Source organism: Sphingomonas sp. UYAg733 (assembly GCF_054057355.1).
In genome coordinates, this window is sequence record NZ_JBSRZE010000008.1 from 85,706 (window position 1) to 104,966 (window position 19,261).

The window sequence follows — 19,261 nt, forward strand, 5'->3', positions numbered from 1 at the left end:
TTAGTTGAGCTTCGCCAGCGCGAATTTCGGCGCCAGGCGCGGCACATGGGCGCATAGTGCCGCCAAAGCGGGCAGCCGCAACATGCCGATCGAGAGGCCGGTGATCATGAGCCCGCCGATTACGTCGATCAGGTAATGACAGCCATGTACTGGCGTTGCGAGGAGCATGGCGACATTGACCACCACCATGGGCCACCGCAGCAGTTTCAGCGGCCATGCGGCCCAGATTAAGAGCAGGGCCGCGGCGGCATGGAAGCTGGGGAAGCTGATCAGCCCGGAAAGGGTCATCGGGTTGATGACCGTCATCGCACCGCTGCGCAGATTCGCGATGACCACGACATGGTCGAGGCCGATCGCCGGCATGAAGCCGGGCTTCCAGCCTATATAATATAAGAGAGCGCCCTGGGCCGGGAACAGCGCAAAGGCGACGACCGTTGCGGTCAGCGCGATCGCATAGGCCATCAGGAATGCGTGCGCGCGATCCTTGCGGCCGGTGACGACCAGTGCCACGAGGATGATGGCCGGCGAATAGAAGATGTTGGAATAGGCCAGAGCGGCAAGGTGCGCGATGGAAGGGTTATGCGCGAAAAACTGATATAGCGCGACCCAGTCGAAGCCGAGCGACGCATCTATCGTCGCCAGCAGATGATCGACATAGCCGGTGGTCGCTGCCGCCACCGCATAGCTTGCCAACGCTCCCAACAGGCTGAGCAGCGAAAGCAGGCCCAGGCATTCCATCACATCCGCCAGCGTGCGGAGCACGGGATTGTCGATCCGGTCGCGCCGCAGTGCGAGGACGATCACGCTCGCCACCAGCACGCCACGCGCGCCGCTATCCGCGAAATCGAGCGAGAGGCCAGTAGCCGCGAGCGCACACGTCACGCCAATCAGCGCGAGCGATGCATATAACCACAAACCCGCGCGAACGCTCATTTTTTTGGCCCCGTTAAGGGGATTCTCATGACGGAAATTGGTTAAGCAATTGCCAAGAGCGAATGGCTGAAAGGCTATCCCTGCCCTTTTTCGAATGGCAGGATCGTCTCGTAGCGTGCCAGGTCCGGGGCGCCCGTCACGTCACATCCGCGGCGCAACAGAAAGGTGTGGCGAACGATCTCCGCCTGTTGCTCGATGCCATAGCGATTGAGCGGCAGGCCCGGCCGAATCGCATAGTCGTAACGGCAGAATGGATGGCGCGCGATCGGCAGGACGACGCCGCGCTGATGCTGCCACACGTGCGTCATCTCATGGATGAACAGCCCCTGTTCACCGAGCGGTGCGATAGCGAAATCGTCGCGGTAGAGCCTGCCCTTGGGATGGAAGTGGATATTGCCGGTCGGCGCCATCACCGTCTCGCGCGGCTGGAAGAAAATCCATTTGCGCCGCGCGATGCGCACCGGTCCGTAATCGATCGCGGTGCCGAAGACGGTCCGGGCGAGCTGAATCTCGCCTGACGTGAGCGGACGATCGGTCATTATTCGGGTGCCGGATCGCCCGCGCCGATCGCCACCGCCTTATATTCAACGCGCCGGCCGTTGGTGAAGGTGAAGGTCAGCGGCACGGTCGATCCGCGTTTGATGCCCGGATTGACGTCGAACAGCATGACATGCTTGCCGCCCGGCGCGAAGGTCAGCGTGCCCAGCGCGGGCAATGGCAGATCGGCGATCGGCTTCATCGTCATGCCGGCGCCCGCCTTCCCCGCGCTCGATTTCATCGATTCGTGCATCTCGGTCTTGATCGCGACTGTGGTACCGACGCTCATCAGGGTCGCGTCTTCGGCGCCGCCCTGGAGCGTGAAATAGGCCGCTGCCGGGTTGCCCTTGACGGCGGCGAGGCGAACATAGGCGTCGTGCGCTTCGATTTCCGCGGGCGGTGAGCAAGCGCTGAGCACCAGTGCGGCGGCGGGAAGCAGGGTCGCAAGGCGCATCATATTCTCTCAGTTCGGGAAATCTGCGCTACAACTACGCACGCGAAAATCTTGCGGCAAGCGAAAGCCCCCCTATATCGCCTTCAGTAACGTATCGTGCCCCGAACAGCGGGACGCGGTCGAGAGGCAATTTAGAACGACGGGGGTCAGAGGACCAAATGGCTAAAGTAATCGGTATCGATCTGGGCACGACCAACAGCTGCGTTTCCGTGATGGAAGGCGGCAAGCCCAAGGTGATCGAAAATGCGGAAGGCGCACGCACCACGCCATCGATCGTCGCCTTCGCCAAGGATGGCGAGCGGCTGGTCGGCCAGCCGGCCAAGCGCCAGGCAGTGACGAATCCGGAAAACACCATCTTTGCGGTGAAGCGCCTGATCGGTCGCCGCTTCGACGACCCGGTGACCAAGAAGGACACCGAGTTGGTGCCCTATACCATCGTCAAGGGCGCCAATGGCGACGCTTGGGTGCAGGCCGGCGGCAAGGATTATTCGCCGTCACAGATCAGCGCCTTCACGCTGCAGAAGATGAAGGAAACCGCTGAGGCCTATCTCGGTGAGACGGTGACCCAGGCGGTCATCACCGTTCCTGCTTACTTCAACGACGCCCAGCGTCAGGCGACCAAGGATGCCGGCCAGATTGCCGGGCTCGAAGTGCTGCGCATCATCAACGAGCCGACTGCGGCGGCGCTCGCTTACGGACTCGACAAGGACAGCAACAAGACGATCGCGGTCTATGACCTTGGCGGCGGCACGTTCGACATCTCGATCCTGGAGATCGGTGACGGCGTGTTCGAAGTGAAGGCGACCAATGGCGACACGTTCCTTGGCGGCGAGGATTTCGACGACAAGTTGCTGCGGTTCCTAGCCGAAGACTTCAAAAAGGCCGAAGGCATCGACCTGACCAAGGACAAGCTGGCCCTGCAGCGGCTCAAGGAAGGCGCCGAAAAGGCCAAGATCGAACTGTCCTCGGCGGCGACGACCGAAGTCAATTTGCCCTTCATCACCGCTGACCAGAACGGTCCGAAGCATCTCGTCAAGACGATCACCCGCGCCGACCTGGAAAAGCTGGTCGAGGACCTGATCCAGCGTACGCTCGAGCCATGCCGCAAGGCGCTTGCCGATGCCGGCGTGAAATCGGCGCAGATCGACGAGGTCGTGCTGGTCGGCGGCATGACGCGCATGCCCAAGGTGCGTCAGGTCGTGAAGGATTTCTTCGGCAAGGAACCGCATTCGGGCGTCAACCCGGATGAAGTCGTGGCGATGGGTGCTGCGATCCAGGCCGGCGTGCTGCAGGGCGACGTCAAGGACGTGCTGCTGCTCGACGTGACGCCGCTGTCGCTCGGCATCGAGACGCTGGGTGGCGTATTCACCCGCATGATCGACCGCAACACGACGATCCCGACCAAGAAATCGCAGACCTATTCGACCGCCGACGACAACCAGCAGGCGGTGACCATCCGCGTGTTCCAGGGCGAGCGTGAAATGGCCGCGGACAACAAGGTGCTCGGCCAGTTCGACCTGGTCGGTATCCCGCCCGCGCCGCGTGGCGTGCCGCAGATCGAGGTCACTTTCGACATCGACGCCAACGGCATCGTCAACGTATCGGCGCGTGACAAGGGCACCGGCAAGGAGCAGCAGATCCGCATCCAAGCCTCGGGTGGCCTCAGCGACAAGGACATCGATCAGATGGTCCGTGACGCTGAGCAGTTTGCCGAGGACGACAAGAAGCGCCGTGAGGCGGCCGAGGCGAAGAACAATGCCGACAGCCTGATTCACACGACCGAGCGCCAGATCGCCGAGCATGGCGACAAGGTCGATTCCGGCTTGAAGGGTGAAATCGAAGCGGCGATCGCCGAAGCCAAGACTGCGGTCGAAGGCGGCGATCCCGAGGCGATGAAGGAAAAGACCAATGCGCTGGCGCAGGTCGCGATGAAGCTCGGTCAGGCGATCTACGAGAAGCAAGCAGCGTCGGAAGCGTCGCCGGCTGGTGAAGCGGATGCCGAAGCGGCACCTGCCGAAGACGTGGTCGACGCCGAATTCTCGGAAGTCGACGACAACCAAAAAGCGTAAATCAGTAGATGCGTGCCCCCCGTCATTTCGGCCTTGTCCGGGATGACGGGGCGGGCGGGGGCCCAATATGACCACCGAAGTCGATTTCTACGAATTGCTCGAGATCGAGCGCAGCGCCGACGATGCGACGATCAAATCGTCGTACCGCAAGCTCGCCATGAAATATCACCCCGACAAGAATTCCGGGTGCAAGGATTCGGAAGGTCGCTTCAAGGCGATCAGCGAAGCCTATGAATGCCTGAAGGACCCGCAGAAGCGCGCGGCCTATGATCGGTTCGGCCATGCCGCGTTCCGTGATGGTGCCGGCGGCGGCGGTGGCGGGCAGGACTTCAACGCGTTCAGCGACATTTTCGAAAATATCTTCGGCGAATTCATGGGCGGCCAGCGTGGCGCCCAGCGCGGACCCCGGCGTGGCGCGGACTTGCGCTACGATATGGAGATCACGCTCGAAGAAGCGTTCCAGGGCAAATCGACCGATGTGACGGTCGATGTCTCGGCCGCCTGCGATACCTGTTCGGGATCGGGCGCGAAGCCCGGCACCAGCGCGAAAGGCTGCTCGACTTGTGGCGGCGCGGGCAAGGTCCGCGCGCAGCAGGGTTTCTTCGTGGTCGAACGCGCCTGCCCAAGTTGCCACGGAGCGGGCCAGGTGATCGTTGATCCCTGCAACGCCTGCCATGGCGAAGGCCGGGTCGAGAAGACCAAGACGCTGACCGTCAACATTCCGCCCGGCGTAGACGAAGGCACGCGCGTGCGCCTGACCGGCGAAGGTGAGGCGGGTGCGCGTGGCGCGCCGCCCGGTGACCTCTACATCTTCCTGCACGTCGCACGGCATTCGATCTTCGAACGCGAGGGCACGACCCTGTTCGCGCGTGCGCCGATCAGCTTCACCACCGCCTCGCTCGGCGGCGAAATCCACATCCCCGGTCCCGATGGCGAATTGCACAGCATCAAGATTCCGGCGGGCACGCAATCGGGACGCGAACTGCGTCAGCGCGGTGCGGGCATGCCGGTGCTGCAGGGGCGCGGGCGTGGTGACCTGGTGATCCAGATCGAAGTCGAAACGCCGACCAGCCTGACCTCGCGCCAGCGCGAATTGCTCGAGGAATTCCGCGCGACCGAGACGGGTAAGGAGAATCCGCAGACGACCGGGTTCTTCAAGAAGGTGAAGAGCGCCTGGGGGTGATGTGCCGGTCAGTGCGAGAAGTTTTGGGATCGACTGAGCCGTGACCGCCCCTCCTTGCGAAGGGGCGGGCTAGCCGATGGATCAGAAGGTCGTAATGACCAACCCGACCACCAGCGCCTGAGCCGCAAAAGCCAGCACGCTGCTGGCAAGGGCTTCGAACGTGCGCATAGGGTCGTCTCCGAGAATGCCGGTTAAGTCCGACACGGCCCAAATAAGATTATTGTGCTGCGGTGCAACATTGTTGCGCGCAGTCGCGATTGCAGAATTTGCATTCGTGGGTGGCCGAATGAGAGCACTGGTCTTGAGCGGTCATTGAGCTTGTCGAAATGCGTATCGAAAAGCAGCCCGATTGGCGCAATGCGCTTTGACAAGGTCTTCGACTTCGCTCTGAACCAATCGTTCATCGGACGGCAGTTGCGGAAGGAGTACGCCCAATTGCCGCCGTGAAGATAGCCGCGTCGCTCGACAGCCGTCATACAGCGAGGTGAAGGCGAGTTGTTGTCGCTATCTGATCGCGGGCAGAATATATCTCGGCGTGTAAATCTCCTGCGGCACGTACATGACCTTGTCGCTGTAATTGCCGCCATAGATCGCCACGACGAGGTCGAGCGCAGGAACCACCATCACGACCTGCCCGCCATTGCCCGCCGCGTAAAATGCGGGAAGCGTCCTGCCCTCATATGGCAAGTCGATACCCCACCAGAGATAACCGTAATGGAGCCCGCGCATTTCGCGTAGCGGCGTGGTCGATCTTGTTACCCAGTCGGCGCTGACGATGCGGCCGCCATGCCAAATGCCGCCGTCGAGCATCATTTGGCCGAACTTCATGAAGTCGCGCGGGAGGAACTGCGCGCCGCCGCCCAAATAGGGCTCGCCGGTCGGTTGCACATCGAGCGCGTAGCGCCCGAACCGCATCGGCTGCGCGATCAACCGGTCGAAGCTGTCTTCCAGTCGCTCGCCGGTCACCTTGGCGAGAACGCCGCCCGCCAGATTGGGATTGGTGCTGCAATAGATCGCCGTCGTCCCCGGCGCCGATGCCATCGGCAAGTCGAGCGCGTAGCGATACCAGTCGGGCTGCGCGTCCTGGTTTTGCATCATGTCCTCGTTCCCGGGCGCCTTCGGATCGCTGTCGTCGCAATGGAAACCCGACGACATCGTCATCAGATGTTCCAGCGTCATCGCCTGCTTGCGCGGATCGAGGCCGGGCGGGGCCGTGCCGCCATTCATTGCGGCATATACCGGAGTCGAGGCGCTCAGCTTCGCGCCATCCCGGATCGCGGCGCCGATCAGCACCGACGTCATGCTTTTTGCCGCCGACCTAGTATCGTGCAACGCGCCGCCATCCTGGCCGTGGAAATATTCCTCCAGCACTAGCTTGCCGTGGCGTGCGATCAGGACGCCGTGAATATCCTGTGCTTGGACCGAGTCGATCGGGGTATCGATCACCATTTGGATGAAGCGCTCGATCGCCGGCCGGTCGATAGCGACCGATTCGAGTGTGGCAACCGCCCAGCCGTCGTTCCGCGCCAGCGGCGCGCGATAGGCGTATGCGGCGGCGCCCGACCGGGGATAGAAATCGCTGTCTTCACCGGTGCGCTCGAAATCATAGGTGCCGCCGCGTCCCGCGACATAGATCGACAACACGCGGTCATCGGCATTGTAAGTACCGGTGGTGATGGGGACTTCCTGGGCCATGCCGCCCGGCTTGCCGAGCAGCGTTACCTTGTTCCCATCGCGGGTGATGTGCTGCAGGTCGACACGCTTGCCGATGTTGCGGTCGGGGTTGCGCAGGAATATGCGCGCCGTGCCGTCGGGGTCGGCGTCGATCTTGAGATAGAGAGTGAAGCTGTCGTCGAGCGGCCGCACTTCGCCGCGCCACGACCCTGCTCCCGTGGCGACGAGATCGACGGGCGTTAGATAGGCCATGCCGCCGGTCACTGTCTTCGACTGGAGCCAGTGGCCGCGAATTCGCTTGCCATCGTCCACCAGGCGGCCGCGAAAGCTGTCCCCGTCATTGCCGAGGGCGAAAGTGATGATGCTTCCATCGGCGTTTACGCTCGCGTGTCGTCCGGCGAGTTCCGCGCGCCATGTGGCGCCATCGTGCACGATGGTCAGTTCACCGCGCATGTCGGGGCCCAACCTCTTCTTGCTCTGCCACAGCCCGGCAAGGTCCGTTGCCTTGTCGCCGACGGTCGGCTTGTCGGCAAAGGCCGGCGTGGTGAGGAAGGCGGCCATTATCGTCAACTTGGTGAGGCTATCGGCAATGCGCATATTTCGTCCTGTCGCGGGTGGATCACCCGGTCTCTTGCACCATGCGCGGCTAGCAGTCTTGAAGCGATGCAACATCGCGTGCGCGCCGCCAGGCCGAGGGCGTGCTGCGAAATGTAGTGCGAAAGGCGCGGCTGAAATGGGCTTGGTCGGCAAAACCGGAAGCATGAGCGACGTCGGCCAGCGACGCATGAGATTTGCCAAGCATCGCCACGGCGCGTTCCAACCGGCGCCCGCGAAGATGCTCGCCGGGCGAGCACATCAAATAGCGTTTGAATACGCGGGCGAGATGGACGGGATGGACTCCCGCTTCCGCAGCCAGGTCAGCCACGCTCAGATCGATATCATCGGCGGTGAAGCTCATCTCGAACGCCCGCTTCAACCAAGAAGGCGGGCAGGCCGCATCGCGCGCTTCGTCCGAAGTCAGCGGCTGTACGGTTGCAATGAGTTGGTGCGCACATCCGTCGAGCCCGATGATGGGCAAGCGCGCATCGGCAATCTCGTGCGCGATGCGATGCGCGGTCCAAATCGCATAGGGATCAAGCACTGCGACAGCGGCGCCCTCTTGCTGCTCTGGCCCACCGGACACTGCGAGGAAGCTCCCGCAGCCTTGATGGAAGCGGTCTCGATGAGTCGTTCCGGCGGGGTTGAACACCAGCAGTGCCGTCCCCGATACCAAAGGTGCACCGACGGCGGACGAAATATAGCCGCCTGCCAGTACCAGAACGAAGTGCGCTTCGTCATGTGTGTGCTCGGGTACCTCTCGTTCGGGCGCACTGGCCTGCAGGCGATGAAAGGTGAATCCGGCGGCTTCTCGATATGACGGCCCGGCGCCCCAAAACTCATGCCGCGCGCGTCGGATCATCGAACCGTCCCTTCACACGATAGGAAACCAATCGGCGACTTGCACCGTGCTGTTCATGTAACACAGTATGACTCAGCTAGGCCAGCCACCCGTGCAACAATTTCGACGTCCGATTTTCGGGCTGGAAGCCCAAATACGGCAGAGCAGGGTCGACCGGCCTTTGCCGAAACGGGAATGAGTAGCTTTCGACAAATTCGAGCCGAAAGCTGTCCGCGGAACCCGTCCACGATGGACCTTCAATGGTAGGCCGAATTCGTCAGTGCTAACGCCTCAGCGACTGACGATATCTGCTGCCCGGCTCCCACTTGGGACGCGCAGTGTGCGAAGTCGCTCCCGGTACGAAGCGCGTTGGTCAGTCGGTGAACACCCGCGCGAAAATCGTATCTACATGCTTCAAATGATAACCAAGGTCGAACTTGTCGTCGATCTCGGCGATCGACAAGGCGGCGGTAACCTCAGGGTCGGCCTTGAGCAGCTCCTGCAACGATAATTCGCCGTCCGACTCCCATACCCGCATCGCGTTGCGCTGGACCAGGCGATAGGCATCCTCGCGGCTTACGCCGGCCTGGGTCAGGGCGAGCAGCACGCGCTGCGAATGGACCAGGCCGCCCATCTTGTTGAGGTTCTTCTCCATCCGCGTTGGATAGACGACCAGCTTGTCCATCACGCCCGTGAGACGCGCGAGCGCGAAGTCGAGCGTGATCGTCGCGTCGGGGCCGATATAACGCTCGACCGACGAGTGACTGATGTCGCGCTCATGCCACAGCGCGACATTCTCCAGTGCTGGCGTGACATAACCGCGCACCATGCGCGCGAGGCCGGTGAGATTTTCGGTCAGCACCGGGTTGCGTTTGTGCGGCATCGCCGACGAACCCTTTTGCCCAGGCGAGAAATACTCCTCCGCCTCAAGCACTTCGGTACGCTGCAAATGACGGATTTCAGTAGCGAGGCGTTCGATCGACGAGGCGATCACGCCGAGTGTCGCGAAGAACATTGCGTGCCGGTCGCGCGGAATGACCTGAGTCGAGACCGGCTCGATGCTCAGCCCCAGTTTCTCGGCCACGTGCGCTTCGACGAACGGATCGATATTGGCGAAGGTGCCGACCGCGCCGGAAATCGCGCAGGTCGCGATATCGGCACGCGCCGTGACCAGACGCGCGCGGTTGCGGTCGAACTCGGCATAGGCCTGGGCGAGCTTCAGGCCGAAGGTCACCGGTTCGGCATGGATGCCATGGCTGCGACCGATCGTCGGGGTCAGCTTGTGCTCCACTGCGCGGCGCTTGAGCACGACGAGCAGCGCGTCGATATCGGCGATCAAGATGTCCGATGCGCGCGCAAGCTGTACAGCAAGGCAGGTGTCGAGCACGTCCGAACTGGTCATGCCCTGATGCATGAAGCGCGCCTCTGGCCCGACATGCTCGGCGACATTGGTCAGAAAGGCGATCACGTCATGCTTGGTCTCGCGCTCGATCTCGTCGATGCGATCGACCTCGAACGCGCCCTTCGCCCAGATCGCCGCGGCGGCCTCTTTTGGCACTACGCCGAGCTCGGCGAGCGCATCGGTGGCGTGCGCCTCGATCTCGAACCAGATGCGGAAACGCGCCTCCGGGGTCCAGATCGCAGCCATGTCGGGGCGGGAATAGCGTGGCACCATTACAACGGTTCCTGAAAATCGGAGTTTCTGTTCATCGTGATTCGCAAACATACTCACGACGAGGCGCGCGTTAGCAGGGACGAGCCGACGCTTCAAATCGCTAAATTATGAACTATCTGGACAGTGGGAGGTTGGTCCCTGTGAGTGTTCTGGAGGGCAACGACCAAGCCATCGAGCATTCAGATACTATCTATTCGGAGAGAAATCATGTTGAAATATATTCTTCTTGCTGGTGCGATGACTATTTCTATTCCCGCTCTGGCGCAGGACAAGCCGGTTGCTGGTGACCCCGCCGCACCAGTCGAAACGACTTCGCAGCCGACGACGCAGACTGCCACCAATCCGGCGCCTGCCGAGAGTCAGACTGCGCCTGACGCGATGACCGCGACCGATCAGGCGGCGACGGGTAAGCCCGCAGCGCAGGATTCGGCTGTTGCTCAGCAAACGCCGGCCACCACACCTGCCGACCCGGCAGCTGCCGCTCCTGCTCAGGCGATGGCTCAGCAGCCGGCGCCGGCCACAAGCAAGGCTGAACAGGTCGCGCAAGTCGTGAACACCGAATTCCCGTCTTACGACAAGGATGCCAATGGCGACCTGAGCCAGACCGAATTCGCATCGTGGATGGTTGCGCTGAAGACCGCCAGCGATCCAGCGACCAAGGCCGAGAGTGCCGAGGTCAAGACCTGGATCAACCAGGCCTTTGCCAGCGCCGATATCGACAAGAACAAGTCGGTGTCCAAGACAGAGTTGACGGGCTTCCTGTCGCAAGGCGGATAACCGCTAGCGACGGGGAAATGACCCTCCGGGACGGCCGCCAAACCTCAGGGTTTGGCGGCCGTTCTGATTCCAGGTGGTCACGCTTCCTGTAACTCGTCCCCGGCGCAGTCCGGAGCGGCAGTGAGACCTACATCAACCCCAACGCCCTCAGGCTCGCATGGCCGCTGGTGCCCATGATGATATGGTCATGCACCGCGATGCCCATCCGTTTGCTCGCCTCGATGATATTGCGCGTCAGGTCGATATCGGCGCGGCTTGGCGTCGGGTCGCCGCTCGGATGGTTGTGGACCAGGATGATCGCGGCGGAGCCGAGTTCGATCGCGCGGCGGATCACTTCGCGCACATAGACTGCGGCCTCGTCGATCGACCCCTGGCTCATCAGTTCGTCGCGGATCAGCATGTTGCGCGTGTTGAGATGGAGCACGCGGACGCGTTCGATCGAATGGTGCGCCATGTCGGCGTGGAGATAGTCGATCAGCGCTTGCCAGTTGCTCAGCACCGGGCGCTCCTTGACCTCGGCCTGGAGCATGCGCAGCGCCGCGGCATTGGCGATCTTGATCGCGGCTATCGCGGTTTCGCCCATGCCGGATATACGTGCCAGCGACGTCGCATCGGCCGACAGCACCCCGCCGATACCACCGAATTCCGCCAGCAATGTCTTGGCCAATGGCTTGGTGTCACGGCGCGGAATGGCGAGCGCGAGCAGATATTCGATCAGCTCATGATCGAGCAGGCCGTCGCCGCCATGCTCGTTGAGCCGCTTGCGCAACCGGGCGCGATGGCCAGTCTGATCGGTGTCGGGAACGCTCATCGGGTTTCGAGGATTACCTATTGATCGTCGCTGCGCAATTGCACGACGCGCTTTAGTCTCTATTCTGGCTCCAGTTGTGACGCCATCCAGGAGTATTGAACGGCGTGACGGCTGATCCAGTGGAATTACCGGCAGCCGAACCGCAGCGCAGGACGCGCCGACGCCGCATCCCGAAACTGGGGCGCGGCGCGCGAATCATCGCAATCATCGCGCTGATGCTGCTCGGCGCGCTGATCGCGCTGTGGACGCAGCGCAAGACGATCGCGTCGGGTTATGTCGATCGCTACCTCGCCGAACATCACGTGCCGGCGCGCTACGAGATCGCCGATCTCGGCTTCGACCGGCAGCGGCTGACCAATGTCGTGCTCGGCGATCCCGCCAAGCCGGATCTGGTCGCGGACTGGATAGAGCTTCGCACCAATGTCGGGTTTTCGGGCGCGTCGGTGACCGGAATCCGCGCCGGGCATGTCCGGCTGCGCGGTCGGCTGGCGAACGGCACGCTGTCGCTCGGCACGCTCGACCGGCTGATGCCAGCGCCGAGTGGCAAGCCCTTCGCGCTCCCCAGCATCGATCTCGATGTCGCCGACGGACGCATGCGGCTGGAAACACCGCAAGGGCTGGTCGGCTTGAAGCTCACGGGGCGGGGGCGGCTCGATGATGGTTTCGCCGGCACGTTGGCGGCGGTTTCGGATCGGATCGACGCCGGTGGATGCATCGGCGACAAGCTTTCGGCGTCCATGAATATCGGCGTGACCAGGGCAAGACCGTCAATGACCGGGCCATTGCGCGCGGCATCGCTGACCTGCGGCGGTACGCGGATCGCGGCGCTGGGCGGCGATGTCACGGTCGCGCTGAGCGCCGCGCTCGATCGCTGGAGCGGCACTGCCCGGCTGGCGGTCGCGACGGTCCGTCATCCACAGGCGCAACTGGCCGACATCGGCGGCACGATCGACTTTGCGGGCACGGCCGCCGAGACGAGCGGGCGCGTTAACCTTGTGTCGCGCCGGTTCGCTACCGCGATCGCGAATGGACAGGGCCTGTCCGTCAAGGGCGCCTATCGTCTCGCTGATCGTAGCGCCTTCACCGGCACGGTCGGTGGTGAAAAAATCGCCCTGACGCCAACCTATCTTGCCTCGCCCGCGCGCCTCGCGGCCGTTGGGCAGGGAACGCCGGTCGGGCCGCTCGTCGATCAGCTTGCCCGGGCGGCGGCGGTCGCGGGCAAGTCGTTCGGGTTCAACACCGCTGTCTCGGGTGCGATGCAGGGCGGGGCCGGTCAATTTCTGGCGTCGACGATCGCGCTTTCATCGGCATCTGGTCTGGACGCCAGGCTCGACGATGCGGCAGTGTCGTATCGCTGGCCCGCTGGCGATCTGCGCATCGCCGGACGCTTGAGCATGGGTGGGGGCGGTTTCCCCGCTGCGACCATCACACTCGCCCAATCCGCTCCGGGCAAGCCCATCACCGGCCTCGCCACACTGCGGCAGCCCTATGTCGCGAACGGCGCCAGCCTTGCGCTGACTCCGGTCCGGTTCAGCGCGACGCCGGGCGGCAATACGCGCTTTTCGACCAATGCGACCCTGTCCGGGCCATTGGGGGATGGCCGGGTCGACGCGCTACGCTTCGCGTTCGATGGTTTGTGGGACGGCCGGTCGCGCCTTGCGCTTAACCCCGCCTGTGCACCGCTATCGTTCGATCGGCTGGCTGTGTCCGGGCTGGTCCTGCGTCCGGCGAGCCTGCACCTTTGCCCGACCGGTGGCGCGCTGCTGCGCCTCGATGGCGGACGGCTGAGCGGCGGGGCAACGATCGCCGCACCGCGGCTGTCGGGAAAGCTCGGCAGCACGCCCGTGACGCTGGCGGCGACCGGGTCGCGCGTGACGCTTGGCGACAATGGTTTCGGCCTGACCGATCTGGCGGTTCGCCTCGGAACGGAGGAACGGCTGACGCGGCTCGATTTCGCGACGCTCGACGGGCGGCTCCATGGCAATGTCGTCAAGGGCAGCTTCGCCGGCGGCGCGGGTCAGATCGGCAAGGTGCCGTTGCTGATGTCCGCTGCCGGTGGCGACTGGATGCTGGAGGGCGGGCACCTCGGCCTGAAGGGCACGATGATGGTCGCCGATGCCGACCCCGATCCGCGCTTCAAGCCGCTCGCCGCGCGCGATGTCGCGCTGACTCTGATCGACGGCAAGATCGCCGCGACCGGCACGTTGGTCCATCCGGAAAAGGGCGTGCAGGTCGCCACCGTCGCGATCGCGCACGACTTGTCGAGCGGCGCCGGCAAGGCCGATCTCGCGGTCGCCGGCCTGACCTTCAGTGACAAGTTCCAGCCCGACGAGCTGACCCGGCTGACTTTTGGCGTGATCGCCAATGTCGTGGGGACGGTGACCGGCAACGGGCAAATCCGCTGGAATGCCGATGCGGTGACCAGCGACGGCGTGTTCCGCACCGCCAGTGTCGATCTCGCCGCCGCATTCGGTCCGGTGACCGGCATCGCCGGGGAAATCCACTTCACCGACTTGCTCAATCTCGAAAGTGCGCCGGGCCAGATCGTCACGATCAAGACGATCAATCCGGGCATCCCGGTCAATGACGGCCGCATCGTTTTTCGAACGCTCGCGGGAACGCGGATTCAGGTCGATAGCGGCAACTGGCCACTGGCCGGCGGGCAACTGGTGCTCGAACCGACCGTGCTCGATTTCGCCGAAGCGCAATTGCGCTACATGACGTTCCGCGTGACCGCGATGGATGCCGGGCAATTCCTGCAGCAGTTCGATTTCGACAATCTCAATGCGACCGGCACGTTCGACGGCGTGCTGCCGATGATCTTTGACCAGACCGGCGGGCGGATCGAGAATGGGAAATTGTCGATGCGTGAGGGCGGCGGGACGATCGCCTATGTCGGCGAAGTGACCAAGGAGGATGTCGGTTTCTGGGGTAACCTCACCTTCCAGATGCTGAAATCGCTGCGCTACCGCAATCTCGACGTTGTGATGAACGGGCCGCTCGCCGGTGAAATGGTCACCGAGGTGCGGTTCGCCGGGATCGGCCAGGGCGAGGGGGCGAAGCGCAACTTCCTGTTCGACCGGCTGCAGAAACTGCCCTTCGTCTTCAACGTCCGCATCACCGCGCCGTTTCGACAGTTGATCGATTCGGCCCAATCCTTCTACGACCCGAAGCGGTTGATCGAGCGCAACCTGCCGGCGCTGTTGGAGGACCAGAAGAAGCGTAGCTTGCCGCCCGCAGAAATACCTGTGGCGGCGCCATCCATTCAGCCTCAGGAAAGCAGGACCGTGCCATGACAGATGCAGTGATCTGGAGAATAAGCCTCGCGCCAATGAAATTGGGGATGGCGGGATTGGCAGGACTGGTAAGCGGATGCGTGAATGTCAGCGCGCCCGACAAGCCGATCGTGATCAATCTCAATATCAACGTGAAGCAGGAAGTCGTATATCGTCTCGATGCCGAGGCGAAAACGACGATCCAGGCTCAACCGGGAATTTTCTGATGAAGATTATGGGTAAAGTGATGATCGCGGCGGGCCTGGTGCTCGCTGGTATGTCGACCATGGCACTGGCGCAGCGCGACCCGGCCTATCAGGCCGCACGCGATGCCGGGCAGGTCGGCGAACAGCCCGATGGGTATCTCGGTGTGATCGGTGCGGGCAGCGCAACACTGCTCGCGATGGTCAGCAACATCAACATTCAGCGCAAGGCGACCTATACGCAAAAGGCCGCCGCCGCGAACGTGACGGTGATCGACCAGGGTCTTACCTTTGGCTGCAACCTGATCGCGCAGACCAAGCCGGGCGAGAAATACATGGCGCCCGACGGCAGTTGGAAGACACGGACCGCCGCGGCGCCCGACCGCGACGCGCGCTGCCCTTAAAAGGGCGCGATCCGCGCTGTCCTTGATTGCGCGTCCACGATAGTCTGGCCCTCCCGGTCGATCGGCCGGGAGGATAGTTGACTCAAGGGTGCCCCTTTTCTAAACGGACGCCGCAACGGGGGCCTCGCTCCCAGATCCTCGTCGCCGTGCGCAAGCCCGGCGGCGTTTTCTTATCAGGGTGCTTTCCGCGTTGGCCGACGACCGCCAGACCGATGATCTCGATCTCCGCATCGCCAGGGCGCGTGCGGCGGAAGAGGCGCGTGCCGGCAACACCGATGGCAAACCGGCCAAGGGCTATTCGCAAGGATCGCGCGTGCTGGCCGAACTGATCGGCGCGCCGCTCGGTGGTGGCGTGATCGGATATGCGCTCGACCATTGGCTTGGAACCAAGCCTTGGCTGATGCTGATCCTGATCGCGCTCGCCGTGGTGGTCGCGTTCCGTAACATTTTCCGTATTTCGAAGGAGCGCCCGGAGTGAGTGGGCCAATGAACGGGATAAAATTGTGAGCGCCGGCAAAATCGATCCGATGGAACAGTTCATGGTCGAGCCCGTGCTTGGCCGGCATATCGATATGTTCGGGTACGACGTCTCGTTCACCAACTCGGCGCTGTTCATGGTCGTCGTGTTCGTGCTGCTCGCCGTCTTCATGTCGGGCGGACTGAAGCGTCAGCTGATTCCCGGTCGCTGGCAAGTCGCCGCCGAAGGCGCGGTGAGCTTCATCGATAATATGGTGAACACCAGCATCGGCTCGGGCGGCAAGAAGTTCGCACCTTATATCTTCTCGCTGTTCTTCTTCATTCTGTTCGCCAACCTGGTCGGCGTGCTGCCGCTGGCGATCCTGCCGGGCCTGCATACCTTCGCGGTGACCAGCCATATCACAGTGACCGCGGTGCTCGCGTTCCTGTCGTTCGGCATCGTGCTGGTGGTCGGTTTGTGGAAACACGGCCTGAAATTCTTCTCGCTGTTCGTGCCGCACGGCACGCCGCTGTGGTTGATGTGGCTGATCCCGCCGGTCGAGCTGCTGTCGTTCCTGGTGCGCCCGTTCAGCCTTGGCCTGCGACTGTTCGTCGCGATGACCGCCGGCCATATCCTGCTCGAAGTGTTCGGCAGCTTCGTCGTCCAGGGTCTCAACGCCGGTGGCGCAATGGGCCCGGTCGTCAGCGTGCTCAGCTTCGTGATGATCGTCGGCGTCAGCGCACTTGAGCTGCTGGTCTGTGCGATCCAGGCCTATGTGTTCGCACTGCTTACCTCGCTTTACCTCCACGATGCGGTGCATCTGCACTAAATCCCACGATTTCCACTAGTTGAATATTCCTAAGGAGCTTTGAAATGACTGATCTTGGTGCAATGTACATTGGTGCCGGCCTTGCGGCGATCGGCGTTGGCCTCGCCGCGCTCGGCGTGGGCAACGTGTTCGGTTCGTTCCTCGAAGGCGCGCTGCGCAATCCTGGTGCGGCAGACGGTCAGCAGGGTCGCCTGTTCATCGGCTTCGCGGCTTCGGAGCTGCTCGGCCTGATCGCATTCGTCGTCGCGATCCTCATCCTCTTCGTCGTCAAGAAGTAAGGACGACCTCGAGATGCCGCAGTTATCCCAGATCGGAGAGATCTACGCGTCGCAGCTATTCTGGCTCGCGATCGTATTCGCCCTGATCTATTTCGGGATCGGCAAGGCGATGGTGCCCAAGATCGAGCGGACGATCGACGATCGTACCGCGCGCATCTCGGGTGACATCGCCGCGGCGGAGGCGGCGCGCGCGACCGCCCAGGCTTCGGAAACCGAGTACCAGACTGGTCTGGACTCGGCCCGGAGCCAGGCGTTCAAGGCGGTAACCGACGCGAAAGCGAAGGCGACAGCGGCGTCCGAGATGAAGATCAAGGCCGGCGATGCCGATATCGGCGATCGCATTTCGGCCGCGACGACGCGGATCGACGGCGCCCGGCAACAGGCGATGGCCGAGATCGAGACATCGACCATCGACGCGGTGCAGGACATCGTCGCGAAGCTTTCGGGCGTCGCGGTCGACCGGGCATCGATCGAAAAGCAGGTAAAGGCGGAACTGGCTCATGGCTGAGGCGCATCCAGTAGAGACCGTCGCGCACACCGGCGTGGTCGAACTGCACCACGAGCCGGCGGCATTCGGCGTCACCGCGCCGGGTTTCGTCGCGCTGTCGATGCTCGTCGTCATCGCGATCATGCTGTGGAAAAAAGTCCCGGCGCTGATCGGCGGCATGCTCGACGCGAAGATCGCGGCGATCCGTGCCGATCTCGACGAGGCCGCCCGGCTTCGTGCCGAAGCTGAGGCGCAGCTCGCCGAAGCCAAGGCGCGTAACGCGGCCAGCGCCGGCGATGCCGCCGCGATCGTCGCGCACGCCGGAGCTGAGGCGAAGCTGCTGCTCGCCAAGGCCGAAAGCGATGCGCAGGAATTGGTCGCGCGTCGCGGCAAGATGGCCGAGGACAAGATCGCCGCCGCCGAGCGCGCCGCGATCGGCGAAGTCCGCGCCAAGGCCGCTGATGCCGCCGCCAAGGCCGCGGCAACGATCATCGCCCAGCGCCACGGCGCGGAGGCGGACAAGACTTTGGTCGATCGCACGATCGCAGGGCTTGGCCGGCTCAACTAAAGCCGATCTCGCCCGTGTCGGCGGGCGTGCTTTTCACATTGCATTTCGAATCGCCACTAATCCGGCTAAAGCCGGGTCAGCGGCGATTCGCGCCGTATCTTGTGAAAGAGGCTCTCCCATGAAGTCTGTCGTTATTGGCGCCGCCCTCGCGCTTGCCGTTGCCGTCCCTGCCGCTGCCCAGACCGCGCCGGTCGAAGCCGCTCCTGCGGCTCCTGCCGCCGTAGCACCCGCTGCTGCGGGCAAGTTCACGCTCGACACGCCGATCGAGACGATCGTCGCCGATGCCGCCGGCAAGGCCGTGATCGAGGCCGATCTGCCCGGCACCACGACGCACCCGATGTATGACAGCTTCAAGGGTATGTCGCTCAACCAGGTCGCGCCGATGTCGAATGGCGTGATCACGCCCGAAATCCTGACCAAGGTCGCGACCGACCTGGCGGCGATCAAGTAACTAATTCCTCCGCTACTGGCGTCGCCTGCGGCGTCAGTAGCGGAGCATTACCCGCCGCGCGATCGCCGGTGAGATATTATAGGCCGCATAAAGCAATGCGGTCATGCCGACATTGGCCTGATCCCTGTCCTTCTCCATCGCCGAGACGATCTGCCGCGCGCATTCGCGGGCGGGCATCTTCTTGTGCGAATTATTCGCGGTCATTCGCGTCTCGACCACTGGCGGCAGCACTTCCAGCACGCGCACCCTGGTGTCGGACAGCTGTTCGCGCAGCGCCATGGTGAAGCTTCTCAACCCCGCCTTGGTCGCGCAATAGACCGGCGCCTTGGCGCTCGGTGCGATCGCCAGACCGGAGGTGACGTTGACGATCATCGCCTCGGGCCGGCTGCGCAGCGGATCGAGCATCCCGGCGATCAGGCGGATCGGCGCGTTGAGATTGAGGAAGATCGATCGATCCACTTCCGCCATGTCGATCGGTGCGGTGACGTCGAATGCCGCGCCCGTGCCGGCATTGTTGATCAGGATATCGACCGTGCGGTCGGCGAGTTTTGCCAGCAAGGCGGTGCAGCCAGCCTCTGACGACAGGTCAGCCTCGATCGCTTCGAAACGCTCCGCGATAGCGGCGGCGAGCCGTTCGGGGCTGCGTCCCACCACGATAACGATCGACTCCGCCGCTTTGAGCTGGCGGGCCAGCGCCAGCCCGATACCGTCCGTCCCGCCCGTGACCAGGACCGTCTTTCCCGCAAGCCGCATCGCAT

The 19,261-nt window shown here is 63.1% G+C and carries 20 protein-coding genes; 12 read left to right on the forward strand and 8 right to left on the reverse strand.

The annotated features are described in order from the left end of the window. From ACVWZA_RS14565 to ACVWZA_RS14575, 3 genes are all read right to left on the reverse strand, one after another. On the reverse strand, window positions 1–933 hold the full coding sequence (locus tag ACVWZA_RS14565) for a phosphatase PAP2 family protein (RefSeq protein ID WP_457311972.1): 933 nt from the start codon (window positions 931–933) through the stop codon (window positions 1–3). 74 nt (window positions 934–1,007) lie between these two features. Further along, on the reverse strand, window positions 1,008–1,472 hold the full coding sequence (locus tag ACVWZA_RS14570; protein WP_457311973.1) for a vgr related protein: 465 nt from the start codon (window positions 1,470–1,472) through the stop codon (window positions 1,008–1,010). After that, on the reverse strand, window positions 1,472–1,927 hold the full coding sequence (locus ACVWZA_RS14575) for a copper chaperone PCu(A)C (RefSeq protein WP_457311974.1): 456 nt from the start codon (window positions 1,925–1,927) through the stop codon (window positions 1,472–1,474). Before ACVWZA_RS14575 ends, ACVWZA_RS14570 begins: the two co-directional genes overlap by 1 nt. A gap of 155 nt (window positions 1,928–2,082) precedes the next feature. Here ACVWZA_RS14575 and dnaK point away from each other — a divergent pair, with 155 nt between their 5' ends. Then, complete coding sequence (gene dnaK, locus ACVWZA_RS14580) at window positions 2,083–3,993, forward strand: molecular chaperone DnaK (protein WP_457311975.1); 1,911 nt, start codon at window positions 2,083–2,085, stop codon at window positions 3,991–3,993. Window positions 3,994–4,060: 67 nt separating this feature from the next. Further along, window positions 4,061–5,176 (forward strand): molecular chaperone DnaJ, encoded by a 1,116-nt coding sequence (gene dnaJ, locus ACVWZA_RS14585; protein WP_457311976.1) that lies wholly within the window; start codon window positions 4,061–4,063, stop codon window positions 5,174–5,176. Window positions 5,177–5,680: 504 nt separating this feature from the next. Here the strand turns inward: dnaJ and ACVWZA_RS14590 are convergent. From ACVWZA_RS14590 to purB, 3 genes are all read right to left on the reverse strand, one after another. Beyond that, window positions 5,681–7,447, reverse strand: coding sequence for a serine hydrolase domain-containing protein (locus ACVWZA_RS14590; protein ID WP_457311977.1), 1,767 nt, complete (start codon window positions 7,445–7,447; stop codon window positions 5,681–5,683). 49 nt (window positions 7,448–7,496) lie between these two features. Then, window positions 7,497–8,309: a helix-turn-helix transcriptional regulator gene (locus ACVWZA_RS14595; RefSeq protein ID WP_457311978.1), complete on the reverse strand. Its 813-nt coding sequence runs from the start codon at window positions 8,307–8,309 to the stop codon at window positions 7,497–7,499. A 352-nt stretch (window positions 8,310–8,661) separates the two neighbouring features. Further along, window positions 8,662–9,963, reverse strand: coding sequence for an adenylosuccinate lyase (gene purB / locus ACVWZA_RS14600; protein WP_457311979.1), 1,302 nt, complete (start codon window positions 9,961–9,963; stop codon window positions 8,662–8,664). A gap of 207 nt (window positions 9,964–10,170) precedes the next feature. Here purB and ACVWZA_RS14605 point away from each other — a divergent pair, with 207 nt between their 5' ends. After that, window positions 10,171–10,740: a hypothetical protein gene (locus tag ACVWZA_RS14605; RefSeq protein ID WP_457311980.1), complete on the forward strand. Its 570-nt coding sequence runs from the start codon at window positions 10,171–10,173 to the stop codon at window positions 10,738–10,740. A 127-nt stretch (window positions 10,741–10,867) separates the two neighbouring features. Here the strand turns inward: ACVWZA_RS14605 and radC are convergent, their stop codons facing one another. Next, window positions 10,868–11,551, reverse strand: coding sequence for a RadC family protein (gene radC / locus ACVWZA_RS14610; RefSeq protein ID WP_457311981.1), 684 nt, complete (start codon window positions 11,549–11,551; stop codon window positions 10,868–10,870). A 104-nt stretch (window positions 11,552–11,655) separates the two neighbouring features. On the opposite strand from radC, the gene ACVWZA_RS14615 reads away from it, so the two are divergent. From ACVWZA_RS14615 to ACVWZA_RS14655, 9 genes are all read left to right on the forward strand, one after another. Next, window positions 11,656–14,847 carry an intermembrane phospholipid transport protein YdbH family protein gene (locus tag ACVWZA_RS14615; protein ID WP_457311982.1) on the forward strand — a complete coding sequence of 1,064 codons (3,192 nt, stop codon included), beginning with the start codon at window positions 11,656–11,658 and terminating at the stop codon, window positions 14,845–14,847. A gap of 47 nt (window positions 14,848–14,894) precedes the next feature. Next, entirely contained in the window at window positions 14,895–15,053 is a 159-nt protein-coding gene (locus tag ACVWZA_RS14620) for a YnbE family lipoprotein (protein ID WP_457311983.1), read from the forward strand. Then, the gene (locus ACVWZA_RS14625) at window positions 15,053–15,433 is read left to right on the forward strand and encodes a YdbL family protein (RefSeq protein ID WP_457311984.1); all 381 of its coding nucleotides are present in this window, start codon (window positions 15,053–15,055) and stop codon (window positions 15,431–15,433) included. The genes ACVWZA_RS14620 and ACVWZA_RS14625 overlap by 1 nt, the downstream gene beginning before the upstream one ends. Window positions 15,434–15,623: 190 nt before the next feature. Further along, a complete protein-coding gene (locus ACVWZA_RS14630; RefSeq protein ID WP_457311985.1) occupies window positions 15,624–15,911 on the forward strand; it encodes an AtpZ/AtpI family protein in 288 nt (95 codons plus the stop codon). Window positions 15,912–15,936: 25 nt separating this feature from the next. Continuing rightward, window positions 15,937–16,719: a F0F1 ATP synthase subunit A gene (locus tag ACVWZA_RS14635; RefSeq protein WP_457311986.1), complete on the forward strand. Its 783-nt coding sequence runs from the start codon at window positions 15,937–15,939 to the stop codon at window positions 16,717–16,719. Between the two features lie 62 nt (window positions 16,720–16,781). Then, window positions 16,782–16,997 carry a F0F1 ATP synthase subunit C gene (locus ACVWZA_RS14640; protein WP_299913126.1) on the forward strand — a complete coding sequence of 72 codons (216 nt, stop codon included), beginning with the start codon at window positions 16,782–16,784 and terminating at the stop codon, window positions 16,995–16,997. Between the two features lie 13 nt (window positions 16,998–17,010). Then, window positions 17,011–17,505 (forward strand): F0F1 ATP synthase subunit B family protein, encoded by a 495-nt coding sequence (locus tag ACVWZA_RS14645; RefSeq protein ID WP_457311987.1) that lies wholly within the window; start codon window positions 17,011–17,013, stop codon window positions 17,503–17,505. After that, on the forward strand, window positions 17,498–18,052 hold the full coding sequence (locus ACVWZA_RS14650) for a F0F1 ATP synthase subunit B family protein (RefSeq protein ID WP_457311988.1): 555 nt from the start codon (window positions 17,498–17,500) through the stop codon (window positions 18,050–18,052). Before ACVWZA_RS14645 ends, ACVWZA_RS14650 begins: the two co-directional genes overlap by 8 nt. A gap of 118 nt (window positions 18,053–18,170) precedes the next feature. Then, window positions 18,171–18,503 carry a hypothetical protein gene (locus ACVWZA_RS14655; protein ID WP_457311989.1) on the forward strand — a complete coding sequence of 111 codons (333 nt, stop codon included), beginning with the start codon at window positions 18,171–18,173 and terminating at the stop codon, window positions 18,501–18,503. A 33-nt stretch (window positions 18,504–18,536) separates the two neighbouring features. On the opposite strand, the gene ACVWZA_RS14660 is transcribed toward ACVWZA_RS14655, so the two are convergent. Further along, window positions 18,537–19,256: an SDR family oxidoreductase gene (locus tag ACVWZA_RS14660; protein WP_457311990.1), complete on the reverse strand. Its 720-nt coding sequence runs from the start codon at window positions 19,254–19,256 to the stop codon at window positions 18,537–18,539. Between the last annotated feature and the right edge of the window lie 5 nt (window positions 19,257–19,261).

What these genes read in the sequence shown, in the direction of transcription:
- ACVWZA_RS14590 (WP_457311977.1), bottom strand. Translation starts at nt 7,447, where the DNA reads ATGCGCATTGCCGATAGCCTCACCAAGTTGACGATAATGGCCGCCTTC.
- ACVWZA_RS14620 (WP_457311983.1), top strand. Translation starts at nt 14,895, where the DNA reads ATGGCGGGATTGGCAGGACTGGTAAGCGGATGCGTGAATGTCAGCGCG.
- ACVWZA_RS14565 (WP_457311972.1), bottom strand. Translation starts at nt 933, where the DNA reads ATGAGCGTTCGCGCGGGTTTGTGGTTATATGCATCGCTCGCGCTGATT.
- ACVWZA_RS14570 (WP_457311973.1), bottom strand. Translation starts at nt 1,472, where the DNA reads ATGACCGATCGTCCGCTCACGTCAGGCGAGATTCAGCTCGCCCGGACC.
- ACVWZA_RS14575 (WP_457311974.1), bottom strand. Translation starts at nt 1,927, where the DNA reads ATGATGCGCCTTGCGACCCTGCTTCCCGCCGCCGCACTGGTGCTCAGC.
- radC (WP_457311981.1), bottom strand. Translation starts at nt 11,551, where the DNA reads ATGAGCGTTCCCGACACCGATCAGACTGGCCATCGCGCCCGGTTGCGC.
- dnaK (WP_457311975.1), top strand. Translation starts at nt 2,083, where the DNA reads ATGGCTAAAGTAATCGGTATCGATCTGGGCACGACCAACAGCTGCGTT.
- ACVWZA_RS14660 (WP_457311990.1), bottom strand. Translation starts at nt 19,256, where the DNA reads ATGCGGCTTGCGGGAAAGACGGTCCTGGTCACGGGCGGGACGGACGGT.
- ACVWZA_RS14595 (WP_457311978.1), bottom strand. Translation starts at nt 8,309, where the DNA reads ATGATCCGACGCGCGCGGCATGAGTTTTGGGGCGCCGGGCCGTCATAT.
- ACVWZA_RS14625 (WP_457311984.1), top strand. Translation starts at nt 15,053, where the DNA reads ATGAAGATTATGGGTAAAGTGATGATCGCGGCGGGCCTGGTGCTCGCT.
- ACVWZA_RS14605 (WP_457311980.1), top strand. Translation starts at nt 10,171, where the DNA reads ATGTTGAAATATATTCTTCTTGCTGGTGCGATGACTATTTCTATTCCC.
- ACVWZA_RS14645 (WP_457311987.1), top strand. Translation starts at nt 17,011, where the DNA reads ATGCCGCAGTTATCCCAGATCGGAGAGATCTACGCGTCGCAGCTATTC.
- ACVWZA_RS14655 (WP_457311989.1), top strand. Translation starts at nt 18,171, where the DNA reads ATGAAGTCTGTCGTTATTGGCGCCGCCCTCGCGCTTGCCGTTGCCGTC.
- ACVWZA_RS14650 (WP_457311988.1), top strand. Translation starts at nt 17,498, where the DNA reads ATGGCTGAGGCGCATCCAGTAGAGACCGTCGCGCACACCGGCGTGGTC.
- dnaJ (WP_457311976.1), top strand. Translation starts at nt 4,061, where the DNA reads ATGACCACCGAAGTCGATTTCTACGAATTGCTCGAGATCGAGCGCAGC.
- purB (WP_457311979.1), bottom strand. Translation starts at nt 9,963, where the DNA reads ATGGTGCCACGCTATTCCCGCCCCGACATGGCTGCGATCTGGACCCCG.
- ACVWZA_RS14640 (WP_299913126.1), top strand. Translation starts at nt 16,782, where the DNA reads ATGTACATTGGTGCCGGCCTTGCGGCGATCGGCGTTGGCCTCGCCGCG.